The sequence below is a fragment of the Deltaproteobacteria bacterium genome (assembly GCA_003194485.1).
Lineage (GTDB): Bacteria > Desulfobacterota > Dissulfuribacteria > Dissulfuribacterales > UBA3076 > UBA3076.
The window spans coordinates 53053-67941 of sequence record PQXD01000011.1 but is presented as its reverse complement, the minus strand read 5'-3'; the positions used below and the strand labels follow the sequence as shown (position 1 = coordinate 67941).

General features: G+C 50.5%; 14 protein-coding genes and 1 tRNA gene. 8 read left to right on the top strand and 7 right to left on the bottom strand.

The genetic code is table 11. The features are described from left to right. The first annotated feature begins 4 nt into the window (after nucleotides 1-4). The 3 genes from C4B57_07700 to C4B57_07690 all read left to right on the top strand — a co-directional run bounded on the left by C4B57_07700 (nucleotide 5) and on the right by C4B57_07690 (nucleotide 4566). Nucleotides 5-958: a sodium:calcium antiporter gene (locus C4B57_07700; protein ID PXF54341.1), complete on the top strand. Its 954-nt coding sequence runs from the start codon at nucleotides 5-7 to the stop codon at nucleotides 956-958. Between the two features lie 77 nt (nucleotides 959-1035). Beyond that, the gene (locus C4B57_07695) at nucleotides 1036-2772 is read left to right on the top strand and encodes a hypothetical protein (protein ID PXF54340.1); all 1737 of its coding nucleotides are present in this window, start codon (nucleotides 1036-1038) and stop codon (nucleotides 2770-2772) included. A 9-nt stretch (nucleotides 2773-2781) separates the two neighbouring features. Continuing rightward, nucleotides 2782-4566, top strand: coding sequence for a hypothetical protein (locus C4B57_07690; protein PXF54339.1), 1785 nt, complete (start codon nucleotides 2782-2784; stop codon nucleotides 4564-4566). 131 nt (nucleotides 4567-4697) lie between these two features. On the opposite strand, the gene C4B57_07685 is transcribed toward C4B57_07690, so the two are convergent. Next, the gene (locus C4B57_07685) at nucleotides 4698-5057 is read right to left on the bottom strand and encodes a hypothetical protein (protein ID PXF54338.1); all 360 of its coding nucleotides are present in this window, start codon (nucleotides 5055-5057) and stop codon (nucleotides 4698-4700) included. A gap of 30 nt (nucleotides 5058-5087) precedes the next feature. Between C4B57_07685 and C4B57_07680 the strand changes: the two genes are divergently transcribed. Next, nucleotides 5088-5161: transfer RNA gene (locus C4B57_07680), tRNA-Gln, on the top strand. A 24-nt stretch (nucleotides 5162-5185) separates the two neighbouring features. Here C4B57_07680 and C4B57_07675 read toward each other — a convergent pair. From C4B57_07675 to C4B57_07660, 4 genes are all read right to left on the bottom strand, one after another. After that, entirely contained in the window at nucleotides 5186-6007 is an 822-nt protein-coding gene (locus C4B57_07675) for a hypothetical protein (protein ID PXF54337.1), read from the bottom strand. Between the two features lie 2 nt (nucleotides 6008-6009). After that, nucleotides 6010-6927: an EamA family transporter gene (locus C4B57_07670; protein ID PXF54336.1), complete on the bottom strand. Its 918-nt coding sequence runs from the start codon at nucleotides 6925-6927 to the stop codon at nucleotides 6010-6012. Nucleotides 6928-6945: 18 nt separating this feature from the next. Further along, entirely contained in the window at nucleotides 6946-7815 is an 870-nt protein-coding gene (locus C4B57_07665) for a zinc metalloprotease HtpX (GenBank protein ID PXF54335.1), read from the bottom strand. 89 nt (nucleotides 7816-7904) lie between these two features. Then, nucleotides 7905-8918 carry a class 1 fructose-bisphosphatase gene (locus C4B57_07660; GenBank protein ID PXF54334.1) on the bottom strand — a complete coding sequence of 338 codons (1014 nt, stop codon included), beginning with the start codon at nucleotides 8916-8918 and terminating at the stop codon, nucleotides 7905-7907. 311 nt (nucleotides 8919-9229) lie between these two features. Here C4B57_07660 and C4B57_07655 point away from each other — a divergent pair, with 311 nt between their 5' ends. The 4 genes from C4B57_07655 to C4B57_07640 are packed head-to-tail and all read left to right on the top strand — an operon-like array spanning nucleotide 9230 to nucleotide 12712. Further along, nucleotides 9230-10009 carry a ribose 1,5-bisphosphate isomerase gene (locus C4B57_07655; GenBank protein ID PXF54362.1) on the top strand — a complete coding sequence of 260 codons (780 nt, stop codon included), beginning with the start codon at nucleotides 9230-9232 and terminating at the stop codon, nucleotides 10007-10009. Nucleotides 10010-10041: 32 nt separating this feature from the next. Next, nucleotides 10042-11448 (top strand): poly(A) polymerase, encoded by a 1407-nt coding sequence (locus C4B57_07650; protein PXF54333.1) that lies wholly within the window; start codon nucleotides 10042-10044, stop codon nucleotides 11446-11448. Beyond that, nucleotides 11445-11882, top strand: a complete 438-nt coding sequence (locus C4B57_07645) for a hypothetical protein (protein ID PXF54332.1) — start codon at nucleotides 11445-11447, stop codon at nucleotides 11880-11882. The genes C4B57_07650 and C4B57_07645 overlap by 4 nt, the downstream gene beginning before the upstream one ends. A 5-nt stretch (nucleotides 11883-11887) precedes the next feature. After that, nucleotides 11888-12712, top strand: a complete 825-nt coding sequence (locus C4B57_07640; protein ID PXF54331.1) for a prolipoprotein diacylglyceryl transferase — start codon at nucleotides 11888-11890, stop codon at nucleotides 12710-12712. Here the strand turns inward: C4B57_07640 and gatA are convergent. Then, nucleotides 12702-14165 (bottom strand): Asp-tRNA(Asn)/Glu-tRNA(Gln) amidotransferase GatCAB subunit A, encoded by a 1464-nt coding sequence (gatA, locus tag C4B57_07635; protein ID PXF54330.1) that lies wholly within the window; start codon nucleotides 14163-14165, stop codon nucleotides 12702-12704. The two genes, C4B57_07640 and gatA, sit on opposite strands and share 11 nt — an antisense overlap. Before the next feature lie 148 nt (nucleotides 14166-14313). After that, nucleotides 14314-14598: an Asp-tRNA(Asn)/Glu-tRNA(Gln) amidotransferase subunit GatB gene (locus tag C4B57_07630; GenBank protein ID PXF54329.1), complete on the bottom strand. Its 285-nt coding sequence runs from the start codon at nucleotides 14596-14598 to the stop codon at nucleotides 14314-14316. Between the last annotated feature and the right edge of the window lie 291 nt (nucleotides 14599-14889).

The window sequence follows — 14889 nt, the reverse complement described above, 5'->3', positions numbered from 1 at the left end:
ATTCATGCCGTCCTGGGTACTATCTGCCACAGCATTCATACTGGGGCTGGTCATCCTCTCCAGCGGGGCCGAAGCTCTCATTAAAGGAGCCATACGCATGGCCCGCCTTTTGAGAATGAGTCCCATTGTAATCGGTCTCACTGTTGTAGCCTTCGGCACATCAGCCCCTGAGATGGGCGTGGCACTGTCTGCAGCCCTTTCCGGCAAGCCTGATATCACCATGGGAAACATCTTGGGAAGCAATATAGCCAATACGGGATTGATTCTGGGGCTCGGGGCCCTGCTTACTCCGCTGCCTGTCCGACTGAGGATGCTCAGAATAGAGATACCCTTACTGGTAGTAGTAAGCACGGTTCTCTGGGCATCCGCAATAATGGGCCATCCGGGGCGTCTGTCAGGCCTGGCATTACTCATCATCTTCACGGCCTATTGCCTGACCTTGTATCGTCACAGCCGGAAAGAACCATATATAATACAAATAGAATTCGAAAAGTCTGTCAACAACAGGAATTCCTTTTGGTTTGACATCGCACTGGTTATAGCTGGCCTGACAGGACTGGTTATCGGTTCCAAATCACTGGTTTGGGGGGCTGAAAGAATTGCCGTGCATCTGGGCGTACCCGAACTCATAGTGGGCCTGAGCCTGACAGCCGTAGGGACCTCCCTGCCCGAACTTGCCACGACATTGGCGGCGGCCCGTAAGGGCCAGACAGATCTGATCCTGGGAAACGTGGTGGGAAGCAATCTGTCCAACCTGTGTGCCGTGCTCGGCGTCACGGCCTTTATCACCCCGATCGGAATAAACCCGGACCTGCTCTACCGGGATTTTCCCGTGATGATGGCCTTCAGCCTTATCCTGTTGCCCGTCATGAGGACCGGGATGAAAGTAACCAGATGGGAGGGAGCGGCCCTGCTCCTGTCTTATGGTGCGTATGTTATCTCCCTGGCTATCTTTTAAAAATACTTCAACTTGACCTGTATTGTATATATTTTAAATAGATACAATCTTTATTTGAGAGAACGATCCATTTCCGGATGGAAAACCGGATAGAGGCAGCAGCCATGCAGAATAACAAGGGAATAGCGACCCTGCCTGAGATGGTCAGGCACTCGGTTGCCGAGTTTGGAGACCGGCCCGCACTTATTGCGAGGCAACCTCGGGGAGACAGGGTTATCACCTTTGGCGAGCTTGGCAATAAAGTTGAATCTTTGGCCAGAGGGTTGATAGCCGATGGCTTACCAAAGAACGGAAAATGCGCGATACTTGGGCCGAACTCTCCTGAATGGGCCATTGCCTATTTGGCTGTCACCTGTGCCGGCGGAATCTGTGTACCCATAGACTCTCAATTAACCGAAAACGAGATACTGCATCTGATGGCTGACGCCAAGGTGTATATGGCCTTTGTGGCTCCCAAATTCCTGGACCGCGTGCTCAGTACCTCCAGGGGCTTTCCAAGACCAAAACATGTGATAGTCCTGACCCTGGATACCAAAGGCATCCCGAGAAATGTAATGCCCTTTGAAGAACTCTTCAGGCATGGACAACGAACACGGCGCCCTTTACCAAACAGGGATCCCGGAGATATAGCCGCCATAATCTATACATCAGGGACGACTGGCAGGCCCAAGGGCGTCATGCTGACCCACGGCAATATAGTTTCGGATATAACCGCCTGCTATCAGGTAATGGAATTCGGGCAGGAGCGCTTCCTCTCGATCCTGCCGATGCATCACACACTCGAGTGTACCGCCGGGTTTCTCCTTCCCATATACAGTGGTTCCGCAATCACTTTTGCCCGGAGCCTGAAGTCGCGCAGCATACTGGAGGACCTGAAGGCCAGCCGTGCCACCGTGATGATCGGTGTCCCCCTGCTGTTCCAAAAGATGCTGGATGGAATTCATCGGGGCATTAAACGTATGCCTTCCGCGCAGCGAATGATATTTCACATAATTATGAATGCGGTCAAGACAGGTGAAGGTCTGGGCATGAAGAACCTGGGCATGCACTTCTTCAGAAATCTCAGAGAGCTGGCCGGGCTCGGTTCCCTTCGCTTTCTGGTGGTTGGGGGCGCTCCGCTTATGCCAAAAATTTCCAGGGAATTCAGGTGGCTGGGAGTCAAAATGCTTCAGGGCTACGGTCTTACCGAGGCAAGTCCCGTGCTTACCATCAATCCCGTGGATGAACCAGTGGATGAAAGCATAGGCAAACCACTTTCCGGAGTAGAGGTAAGGATACTTGAACCGGACGAGAACGGCGTTGGGGAACTTGCATTCAGGGGACCGATGATTATGAAGGGCTATTATGAAGACCCTGAGGCCACGCAAGAGGTGCTGGACCCGGACGGCTGGCTGAAGACCGGGGATCTGGGATATCGGGACAAGAAAGGCTATCTATACATCTGCGGCAGGGTCAAGAACCTCATTGTCACCCCCGCCGGGGAAAACGTCTATCCTGAAGAGATAGAGGCCTGTATCAACCGGAGTCCCTTTGTCCTGGAATCAATGGTCTATGGATATAATAAAGGGGCTGGAGAAGAGGTCCGTGCAGTAATAGTTCCGGACTACGAGGCCATTGGCGGGTACTCTTCTGGAAAACGCCAGAGCGATCAGGATATAAATAAGCTCATTTCCAGAGAGGTCAAAAAAGCAAACAAGATGCTGGCTCCTTTCAAAAGAGTGGTGTCCTTCACTCTGATGGATGAAGAATTCCCCAAGACATCTATCAGAAAGATCAAGCGCCACCTTTTCAAACTTCGCGTAACTGATAAATGATACTCTATAATGATTGACTGGTCTTCAGATCTTAATCCGGCTCAGTTTGAGGCCGTAACACACATATCCGGCCCGCTTCTTGTTGTTGCAGGACCCGGCACAGGCAAGACCAGGGTCCTCAGCTACCGAATCGGACGCCTGGTAGAAACAGGCACCGCCAGACCCGACCAGATACTTGCCATGACCTTTACCAACCAGGCGGCAAAGGAGATCTCAGAGCGCGTATCCCGGCTCTTATGCGGCGAAATTTCCGCAGGGCGCAGACCAGATGGGCAAATAACTCCCAGAGTAAGTACATTTCACAGTTGGGCACTTGGATTTTTAAGAGAGACCCTGGGTGAAGAGGCACGTCTTCCCATAGATGAGAAAGATGCCCGGGATCTTTGCAGAGAGGCGGCAAGGGAATCAGGATTATCAAATACAAAAGCGCAAGGACTTTATGAGCGTATCTCAAAGTCCAAACAGCATTTTCCCCCTGCGATAAATGGAGATAAAGACCTGGAGGCCCTGTACCGGGCATATCATGGCCTCCTTAAAAAATACGGTCTCTGGGACTATGACGACCTTCTCATGGAGGCCCTGCGACTTCTGGAGTATACTGAAATCAAAGCAAAATTTCATAGGGATTTCCCGTTTGTCCTGGTGGACGAATTCCAGGACATAAGTCCTGCCCAGTATGCACTGATCAAGTCAATGGCAAGAAAAGACGGAAATATCACAGTAATAGGTGATCCCAACCAGGCCATTTACGGGTTCAGGGGCGCAAGCCCTGAGTTCATTGATCGTTTCAGCATGGATTTTGAGTACGTAAAAACCGTAGTCCTGGATACTGTCTACAGGTGCCCCCAGATATTTCTCGATGCTGCAACAAGCATCATAAAAAACAGATCGGATGTCCGTCTGAAATCTGTCAATGGCAGGATGCCGAAAATCAGGATCAAAGCCTTTGAAGATCCCGGAGCAGAGGCAAAGTGGGTGGCAAGGACCGTTGAGCAGATAGTGGGGGGGCTCAGCTTTGCTTCACTTGACAGCGGCACGGCCGGCGGTCACACACTGAGAAGTCTTTCAGACGTGGCAATACTATTCCGGGCCAAAGCATTGGGAAACCAGGTTATTGAGGCACTCTTGAACCAGGGAATACCCTTTCAGCGGGCAGACACCCCTGATCCGCTTGCCCAAAGAGAACTTCGCCTGATATGGCGGCTTTGGGAGGCCGTGAAGGGACGGGCTGTCAGGTATCATCTGGCAAAACTCCCAGGTGGTGAAAATCTGTGGAGCAGAAAATACTCGGACTTAAAACCGGGCCTCCAGGTCAAAGACGGGCCCGAACTCCTGAGTTACATAATCGATATTCTTGACCTTGAACCAGACAGGCCTCTTCTCAGGGCCTTGAAGAATGCCGTCAACAGGCATCCGCATGTGGACTCCCTTGCAGTCCTGCTTCGCAACGAGGCCGACATGCTGGATCTCAACACGGAAGCCGTGTCCCTGCTTTCGATCCATGCAGCCAAGGGCCTTGAATTCCCGGTAATATTCCTGGTCGGATGTGAGGCCGGTATACTTCCATGGAAAGAAGCGGATATGGAAGAAGAAAAGAGACTTTTTTACGTGGCCCTTACCAGGGCGTCCGAAGAAATATACATAAGCCATGCGAAACACAGAAGGCTCTTCGGGCAGATGATGCATGGAGGCCCAAGCCCCTTTCTAAATGACATTCCTGAAAGATTTCTGGCAAGAGAACAGACCAAAAAATCCAAGGCATTCCGAAGACCGAGGCAGAAAAAACTGTTTTAAGGCTGATGTGCTGACATAAAGAAAAGAAGGCCCTGACCTGTTTAAGCCAGGGCCCTACAAGAGGAGAAGAAGGGCTTTGAGAAGCCATTCTAAGGAGGTATTTTATTTTTCGGCAAAACATTATACATACTTTAATCTTTTAACGGATTTTTTTTTGATTTTTTTCGCATGCCCTGTTTAATAATATCGCCAAATCCCGCCTGATGCCGGAATCGGTAGCCCACTGTGGAGGTTGCCATCCGTGCCCTGCCGCAGGAGCGGTTTGCCTTTTGCAGGGTTTCGATCGCGGGCCGGATTGCACTGCCTCTCCGGTCCGCAATGAGTGAGCTTTGAAACCCGGAAAAAGGTAACCGCTTCAAGGCAGGATATAACGGGTTCACCGGATATTTACACAGACACTGCAGATATTCCTTACTTTTTTCTTGACCCGGAGTTTCCAATAATGCTATAGAAATCAGTGTGTGGTGCTTGGGAGTGCCTCTTCGGCCCAAATCGCAAAAAGCGATTCCTATCAGCTCATCTGGGGGATCGTCTAATGGCAGGACTGCAGACTCTGGATCTGCCTATCTAGGTTCGAATCCTAGTCCCCCAGCCATTCTATATTCCGATTTTGCAGCCATTACATCTGGTCCAGGCCTTGATTCGAATTTGCCAAAGTATATTCCATCTCCAACATATGAGATAATTCCTCAAGGCGCTTTTCCAGTATTCCCAGTCCTGATTTTGCCTTTTTGCATTCCGGATTTATCTTAAGTGCCTCAAGAAAGGCCATCCGGGCTTCTGCGTACCAGCTGCCTTCCATGTAATTTTCCCCTGCCATGCAGTAGGCCTCGTCAAGGCCTTCAGGAAACATGGTATGGAGCATCTGATCCAGCCCGCCGCTTTTTTGCCAGAGCTTGTCTATTTCTGACTTATTTTCGAGCATAAATCGTACCAGTAAGGAATTGTCTCGCTCTGTCAAGAGCAGTGATTTCAGGTGCTCGGCAGCATACATGAAAAGCTCTCCAAGCCTATTCATTCCCCGTTGTATGTCTTCCAGTGTCTCTTTAAAGAATTGCCGGCAGCTGTGAGCGCTGGTGGCGGTCGACACAACCTGAAAGGCGGGATGATAACGATCTGCCATGTAGATATTTTCCTTCAGCTTCATGGCCTCATGGAATATCGCCCCGACCATCCAGTCGAAGAAAAAAGGTTCTGGTTGACTGCCGGAGTCAATATCTTTCCAGAGGCGGTGGCAGTTGTCCTTTAATATCCACAGCATCCCCCGGTCTGTCTGTGTGCCCACCCAATTGTCCAGACCTTCATAGGATATACCTTTTTCCTTGAATTTTTTTTCGATATTCAGGAAAAAAGCATATGAATTGATAAAGTCTCTCAATACATTCTTCACAAAAAGGTCTTTCCGTTCATCAAGCCAAGACTGTTTATCCGTGTTTTTCATTGTTAACCTGCCAGAATTATGAGCCCGACACCCAGCACCATTAGACTTGCTCCGGCTAAGCGTTGGGGGATCTCTTTCTCTTTGAATATAAGCTTTCCGTAAATGACGCTGAAGATCAGACTGGTCCTTTTTACAGCAATCATATATGCCGCTGTGATCAGATGAATTGCCCACATGTGGCTGAGCACCATTATGGTTTGGGCAAGGCCGACCGCCCACCAGGCGCCCCATGGATTCGGACCGGCCTTTTTTTGAAAAGGCCACAGAGGACGTGATTGCTTATTATTTGCAGAAAACCCATTGGTTATGCGGTATAGCGCCCAGATGCACAACGGAGTGAGCATTCCCAATAATACAAAATAAAAACAGGCAAAGAATACCGGACTAGAGTGTTGAATCGCTTTTTTCCCCAGTACGGAAGTAAGGCTGTATATCCCGGCGACTACCAGCATAAGCCTTGAGCCCTGCTCTCTGGCAATGGCCCTTAACGGTTCAAGAAACCCCTTTCTGCTGGCTTTGATATGGAGTACATAGGCACCGGTTACAGTACACAGTATACCCATGAGTCCTGCCAAGGTGACCTTTTCATCCAGAATCAGCCAGCCGGTCAATACAATAAATACAGGGGTGAAGGCGAGGAAGGGTATGCTGAGGGACAGCGGAGAGACCCTGAGTGCCTGCATATACAGAAGCAAGGCAAGTATCTCAAAAGGGACCAGAAGGCCCACGGTCTGCCAGAAAACCGGGTCGGTCTCCGGCCAGGATATCACGAAAAGCAAGGGCAGCAAAAAGGGCATGGGGGCGGCGGATCTCACTATGGCCATACCACCTGGGGACAGATGAGCAAACCGGGCCTTCAGGATAGTATCCCCTGTGGCAGTGGCCAAAGCAGTCAAGAGGGCTGCGGGAAACCAGTTCACCCGCTGGTTTCCATATTCTTATGTCCCTTCCCGGCGTCCGGCCATGGAATAAAGCCTGCGTATACGTTCCTGGATGGGAGGGTGGGTGCTGAACAGCTTTGCAACCGATGCGGATGTGAGAGGATTGACTATATACATCTGCGCAGTTGCCGGGTTTACCTCCATAGGTACACGGTGATTCCATTCATCCAGTTTTTTGAGGGCACTGGCCAGGGACATCGGACGGTTACATATTTTTGCCCCCGTGGCATCGGCCTGAAACTCCCTGCTCCTGGATATGGCCATCTGAATGAGGCCGGCAGCTATGGGCGCTATGATCATCATGATCAGCCCCCCTGCCAGACCGATTCCGCCGCCATCATCGTCATCGGAACTGCCAAAGCCCCCGAACAACATGGCCCACTGGGCCATAGTGGCGATATAGCTTATGGCACCCGCTATGACAGCAGCTACGGAGCTTATCAGTATATCCCTGTTACGTATATGGGCGAATTCGTGTGCCAGGACCCCTTCCAGTTCTTCGCGGTTGAGAAGTTGCAGGATACCCTCTGTGACCGCGACCGCAGCGTGATCCGGGTTCCGCCCAGTGGCAAAGGCATTAGGGGTCTGCTGGGCAATGACGTAAACCCTCGGCTTAGGTATCCCGGCCCTCTGTGCAAGCCCTGCCACTATGGAATGGAGCTGCGGGATCTCCGCCTCAGAGACCTCTCTGGCTCCGCTCATTTTAAGTGCAAGCTTGTCACTGTACCAGTAGGCAAAGAAGTTCATCACGGCAGCCATCACCAGGGCCACTGTCATGCCTGAGCGGCCGCCCAGTGCCCCTCCGACGAACAGGAAGAGAGCCGTAAGGGCGGCTAAAAAAATGAACGTCTTAAACATATTATACATGATGTTTAAAGATCCTCCGTAGAATTATTTTTTTAATATGGTCATTTTCTCATCTCAAGGCAAGGGGTTGGTATTTTTTCAGGCGGCCTCTAAGCCTTGCCTTGCATGATGCTGGTAGCCTTTTCTACATCCAGTTTGCTGCCAATAAAAACCGGCACCCTCTCATGGAGGGCTGAGGGCTTTATGTCCAGAATATTCTGTTCGCCATCTGTGGCAGCCCCGCCCGCCTGCTCCAATATAAAGGCCATGGGGGCAACCTCGCACAAAAGGCGCAGCTTGCCCCTCGGCTTTGCAGGGTCTTTCTTGTCAGCCGGGTATATGAATATACCGCCGTAGAGGAGGTTTCTGTGAAAGTCGGCCACAAAGGAACCTATATACCTGGCTGCGTAAGGCTTTCCCCTCTCATTTTCAGGGCTCTTGAAGTAATCCACCACCTTTTTCGTTCTCTCGTCCCAGTAACAGGTATATGCCTCATTGACAGAATAGACTTTTCCCCTTTCAGGGATCGTGATATTCTGGTGAGAGAGGAGGAATTCTCCTACTGACGGGTCAAGGGTAAAGCCATTTACGCCCTTGCCTGTCGTATAGACCAGCATTGTGCTGGGCCCGTAAACGAAGTAGCCTGCCGCCACCTGCTCCGACCCGCGGCGGAGGAAATCATCAAGGGTGACATAGGGCCTGTCACTTACCTTTCGATGGATTGAGAAGATCGTGCCGATGTTGACATTTACGTCTATGTTGGATGAGCCATCCAGGGGATCGAAGATCAGGATGTAGTCTTCCTTGGGCATGTCTTCCGGGACCGGTATGATATCGGCGTTTTCTTCGGAGGCCATGGCACATATCACGCCGGCACGCTCCATCCTGTAAATAATTACGTGGTTTGAAAAATCATCCAGCTTGCGTACCCGTTCCCCCTGTATATTGATATCACCTGTGAGACCCAGGATGTCCACAAGCCCTGCCTTGTTGACTTCTCGGGATATAATTTTTGCCGCGAAAATAAGCTCCTGCAGGAGTCTTGTCAGCCGGCCTGTGGCTGCAGGGGATTCTTTCTGGTGAATCAACAGATGTTCAGTAACAGTGATGCCTAGCCCTTTCATTCTTTACTCCTTTCCGGATAAGTTTATCCAAAAAAAACCGTTTACTTGACGACCATTGAAAATATACGTTACCCAAGACGGATGAATCAAAGCAAAAAAGTCCTGATAAGTAGCTTCCGCACTTTTAAAATTTAAAAATTATAATATCATATAATCAATATCCTTGGCAAAGAGTCCAACCCGACTTACCAAGCTGTTCTTGCGATCTATACACTCAGGGCAAAAAACCGTGGGGCATACACCAAAGTTGAATATTTGCCGTATTACAGTAATGTGCCCTGGTAAATAAGTTCATGGAGGATCACAATATAATGTCTTTGGATGAAATTAAGATCAGCCGCGCTATATTGAGCCGTTTTATGGCCAAATTTTCTGACTGTCTTGAACTGGATGTCGCGATTGTCGGCGCGGGCCCATCGGGCCTGATGGCAGCCCTGTGTCTGGCCCGGAAGGGACATAAGGTGGCTGTATTTGAGAGGAAACTCAGTATTGGTGGAGGAATGTGGGGCGGCGGCATGATGTTCAACGAAATAGTAGTTCAAGAGCAAGGGGCTGTAATCCTCAGGGACCTCGGCATCTCCATAGAGGATGCAGGAGACGGATATTACACGGCCGACTCCGTAGAGTGCACTTCAACATTAACCAGTCTTGCCTGTAAGGCCGGTGCCAGAATCTTCAATCTGATGAGTGTAGAAGACGTAATGGTCAGGGAGAACAGGGTCACAGGACTCGTAATCAATTGGACTGCCGTGGATATGGCAGGATTCCACGTGGACCCCATGGCTGTCAGGTCCGGATATGTTGTAGAGAGCACCGGTCATGACACAGAGGTCCTCAAAGTAATACAGAATAAAACAAGCACCAGGCTTCTCACGGATACCGGGGAAATAATGGGGGAGCGCTCCATGTGGGCAGAGGTTGCCGAGAATACCACGCTGGAAAATACCAGGGAGGCCTATCCGGGCGTCTTTGTCGCCGGCATGGCAGCTAACGCCGCCTTTGGTTCGTTTCGTATGGGGCCGATTTTCGGGGGCATGCTATTGTCCGGTGAAAAGGTGGCTGAATTGATACATGAGAGGCTTAGCTCTTAAGGAAAAAACTTTGAAAAGGTCTTGTGTCATTTATGACAACATCTTCATCAAAAGCCAATAAATACAGGCGCAAAAAGAAGTTCTACAAAAAAAGATCCCCTGCGCCTGTACAGCCGGCCCAACGGTTACCTGCCGAGCAGGCCGATCTGTTCGGGAGTCCAGGACTCCATCCCAGGATAATTCCCCGCCCGGAACACTGCATCAGCAGGAAAGATATAGATAGGGAGGCATTGAAGGTCCTTTACTGCCTGAAGGATAATGGCTACATGGCCTATCTTGTCGGCGGGAGTGTAAGGGACTTGCTTCTTGGCAAGCGTCCGAAGGATTTTGATATCGGAACCAACGCCAGGCCGGAGGAATTGAAAAAGCTCTTCCGCCACAGCCGGATCATAGGCCGGCGTTTCAGACTGGTCCACGTATATTTTCGGGGCGGCAAAATAATTGAGGTGTCAACCTTCAGATGCCGGAGTGAACACGATGACCGGGAAGCCGCGGGCAACGGGATCGGGGATGCCAATATCTTCGGATCTCCCAGGGAGGATGCCTTTCGCAGAGATCTCAGCATCAATGGGCTTTTCTACAATATAGCGGACTTCAGTATAATTGATTACGTAGGGGGCATGGCAGACCTAAAACAGGGAATCATCAGGGTCATAGGTGACGATCCGGAACACAGGTACCTGAAGGACCCCGTAAGGATGATGCGTGCTGTAAGGCACGCGGCCAGGACAGGTTTTACGATTGAGGCTAATACATGGGAGGGCCTGCTGAAGCACAGCGATAAAATTCGTCTCTGTGCAATTTCGAGGGTAAGGGAAGAGTGGCTAAAGGATTTACGTTCCGGATACAGCAGGCCATGGGCCGAGCTTATGATTAAGAGCGGACTGTTTGGCTCGGTCTTTCCTGGTTATGTTTCCGCCCTTGAGAGTGAGGATAAGGGCCTGGTTCGGAAGCTGCTTTTCGGGCTTTTGGGCCATCTTGATCGCATGGTAAATGACGGTGCCGAAGTCAGTGATGCCCTTATGCTGGCCCTTTTTGCATACCCCCGGCTATGTGTAACACCGGAGTGGCAGGCTTTAAAGGTCGGGCGTCTGAAGTGGCCTACTTACGAAGTGAGATCCATGTTGAGCGAGATTTTCCTTCCGTATGACTTCAGGAGGTCAGTAAGAGACGTGGCGGTTCAGATCCTGTCCAGTCAGTGGAATATCTCCATATGTCTTGCAAAGGGCAAGTGGTTTAAGCGTGTCTGGAACAAAGCCGCGTTCCGGGAATCTGTCATGCTTTATGATTTAGTACAGGAGGTCTTGGGGCAACCGGTCATTGGTCCTGACCCGCATCTCCGCCCGGGGCCAAAGCCTTTAAAGAAATCCGGCAAAAGGAAGAGACGTTCTCAGCGTGTCAGGCGTTTAATTTCAGAATCTGAGGAGGTCCGCGTATGAAGTTGCGTCAAAATGCCAAAGAGCTGGTCTTGATAGAAGTAGATGGGCTTGGGTTGATATTAGGCGAAATCAGATACAACCGCCAGACCGAGACCGTTCTCTTTGCCCTGGAAAAGGCGGCCTTTTTTGATCTCTACTTCCCGTGTGCCGTGTTATATGATCAGGAGCGCGGTCCTGTTGTCCGCCCCCATGTTCTCACAGCCATGACTGTATCCTCTATTCGGATACAACGGAGCCGGGTATCCTTTTTTGTCCTGGAGTCAGACATTAATCCCAAGCTGATTCAGCAGTATCATGATCTGCTGGAGTCTGTATTACTCAAGCGGGATGTTACCTCAGTCGGGAAAACCACAAAAGACCAGGGACCGGACCGGCCTGAGCCCACTGGCGGATCAAGGGTCATTGCTCTAAGCGATCGCAAGGGGAGACAATAGGATCAATGCTTGCTTTTCCGGATATTGATCCGGTAATAATCCGTATTGGTCCCTTAGGTATCCACTGGTATGGTCTTATGTACCTGCTCGGTTTCGGGGCCTCTTACCTGCTGGTGCGAAAGCAGATTATTGAGGAGTGTCGAAACACCCTCTCCGTATCCAGATATGAGGGGTCTTCCGTAGCATCTCAATTGAGTCAACTGGAGGGGATCCTATTTTCTCTGATTTTAGGAATCATCTTGGGAGCCAGATTGGGCTATGTACTATTCTACAACCTTTCCTACTATCTTGAGTATCCTTCAGAGATATTTGCCGTGTGGCACGGAGGCATGTCCTTTCATGGAGGAGTGGCAGGAGTTGTTTTTTTCGGATGGATATATTGCAAGAGACATGATCTGGATTTCTGGAAGTGGTCTGATCGCTTTGCGGTCACAGCGCCGGTGGGCCTCGGTATGGGACGTATAGGGAATTTTATTAATGGAGAGCTGTTCGGCCGTCCCGCAGATGTGCCGTGGGCCATGGTCTTTCCGCGAGGAGGGCCGGTGCCACGGCACCCGTCTCAGCTTTACGAGGCCCTGCTGGAGGGGCTTTTGCTCTTTATTATCCTGTGGACCCTTCGCCATAGGGCCTGGCCATATGGGAGAAAGCTGGCACTTTTTCTGGTCCTCTATGCCGTATGCCGCATAGCAGTCGAATTCTTTCGGGAACCGGATCCACAGCTGGGCTATGTCTTTTTGAACTGGGTAACCATGGGGCAGTTGTTGAGCCTGGCACTCCTTGCGCTTGGAATAATCATCTGGCGGGCCAGGGGGGGGAATGTCAGGGTATAGGCCAGTCCTCACGGCGGCCTAAGGCCAGCTCCAGGTTATATGCAGCAGTGAGGAGCTTCGCCTCCTCAAAGTGTTCTGCTATTAATTGAATTCCTATGGGAAGCCCGCTGCTGCTCAAGCCGCAGGGCACAGAAATCCCGGGGATGCCTGCCAGGTTTACCGGGATTGTGAAGATGTCGGACAGGTACATCTGAAGCGGGTCGCCTGCTTTCTCTCCAAGCCTGAACGCCGGAGTCGGAGCAACAGGAGCGGCGATCACATCACACTGTCCAAATGCCTTTTTGAAGTCCTGTGTGATAAGGGTCCGTATCTGGGAGGCCTTTCTATAATATGCGTCGTAGTACCCGGCTGAAAGGGAATAGGTCCCGATCATTATTCTCCTCTTGACCTCCGGGCCGAAACCCTGGGATCTGGTCTTTTTATACATATCCATGAGGTTTTTATAGCCAGAAGCACGAAATCCGTATTTTACTCCGTCGTAACGTGAGAGATTGGAAGAGGCCTCGGCAGGAGCGATAATGTAGTATGCGGCAACAGCATACTCTGTGTGGGGAAGGCTTACCTCCACCAGTCTGGCCCCATGAGATTCCAGAGCGGAAACGGCATGTCTAACGGCCCTTTCCACCTCCGGGTCGAGACCTGAAATAAAATATTCCCTGGGAATTCCTAACGTATAATCCTTGAGACCCGGCATCAGGAAGCCGGTATAATCAGGTACCTCTCCGGAAACAGAAGTGGAATCCCTGGTATCATGGCCGGATATAGCGTTTAACAGCAGGGCGCAATCGGTAACGTCCCTTGAGATGGGTCCTATCTGGTCAAGTGAGGAGGCAAAGGCCACAAGGCCGAACCTTGATACCATGCCGTAGGTAGGTTTCATGCCTACAACACCGCAGTGTGAGGCCGGCTGACGTATCGATCCGCCTGTATCCGAGCCCAGCGAACCTGCACAGGTCCTGGCAGCAACAGATGCTGCCGAACCACCGCTTGATCCGCCGGGGATTCGTTCAAGGTCCCAGGGATTACGGGTAGGATGAAAGGCGGAGTTCTCAGTGGATGACCCCATGGCAAACTCATCCATGTTTAATTTGCCCAGCATTACCGCTCCATGGGCCTCGAGCCTCTCCATTACTGTTGCATTATAGGGTGGCACAAAGTTTTCAAGTATCTTTGAGGCACAGGTGGTCTTCACCCCTTTTGTGCAGATAACATCCTTAATGCCCAGAGGAATTCCTGTAAGAGGGGTAACATCACAGGCCTTTTTAAGGCGCTTGTCGGCTTCTTCCGCCTGCATCAGGGCCTGGTCGGCAGTTACTGTCAGATAGGCCCTGATTTTTGGATCAACTTCACCTATCCTGTCCAGATAGGCCCTTGTGACCTCGACTGCTGAAATCTCTCTCTTGCCGAGGAGACCGCAGAGTTCATGTATGCTGAGATCAATCAGATTCTGCATTTTGCACTTTCTCAATTCAGAGATCGTCAAATAGTTAAGTCGTTGAGTCGTTGAGTCGGAAAATATGATTTGCCCGAACTTATTGAGAAGTTATATAATAATAACTATTTAACGAATCAACTAATCAACCACTTAACGAGGGCTGTAATTAGATAATTTTTGGCACCACAAACCCCCTCCTTTCCCGTTCCGGTGCATTAGAGAGCGTTTTTTCAACCGGCAATGAGGGTTTTACTTCATCTCTTCTAAAGGCATTCGTGAACTCCAGGGCATGAGTAGCAGGTGCAACCCGGCTGGTATCCAGTTCTTCTAATTTGCCTATATATCCTAAAATGTCGTTCAGTTGTTTGCTGAAGTCCTCAATTTCAGATGGGTTAAAGCTGAGCCGTGCCAAGTGGGCCATATGTTCAATTTGAGAGACAGTTATCTTCACTAACGTATAATCTCCTTTTATTTTTCCATGTTTCGCGACAGTAAATATTCGGTGAACCCGTGGTCCACTGAGGAAGTTGCCATCCGTGCCCTGCCGCAGGAGCGGTTTGCCTTTTGCAGGGTTTCGATCGCGGGTCGGATTGCACTGCCTCTCCGGTCTGCGATGAGTGAGCTTTGAAACCCGGAAAAAGGTAACCGCTCCAAGACAGGATATAACGGGTTCACCGAATATTTACTCGCGACATTCAAAAGCCTGACGCAAATTGCTCCTGGTGCCTTATTTTGTATCTGT